1 protein-coding gene is annotated in these 355 nt (G+C 73.8%); it reads left to right on the forward strand.

What is annotated here, in order from left to right:
- Positions 1-355 (forward strand): Rv3212 family protein (locus AC1DYG_RS21005; protein WP_477641753.1); only part of this gene is annotated, 355 nt, incomplete at both ends.

A 355-nucleotide genomic window follows, 5' to 3' on the forward strand; every position in this document is an offset into this window, starting at 1 on the left:
CACCGTCACCGGGCGCGACCGCGCGACCGGCGACGAGATCTGGCACTACCGGCGGGACATGCCGCTGTGCGGCGCGATCGGGGCCTGGAACACCGCCGTCGCGGTGTACCGGGACCGGTCCGGCTGCGGCCAGGTCACCCAGCTCGACGGCTCGACCGGAACCCGTGAGGCCCAGCGCAACAGCGAAGCCGACGACGTGGTGACGCTCTCCGAGGACGGCACCTACGCAACGGCCCGCGGCTCCACCCGGCTGGAGGTGTGGCGTTCCGACCTGGTCCGCACCCTCGAGTACGGGCGGGTGGCCGCGCCGGTGAACCCGAAGGCGCAGCCGCGCACCGGGTGCGAACTCCTCTCC

This window comes from Pedococcus sp. P1_H8, from assembly GCF_056405175.1.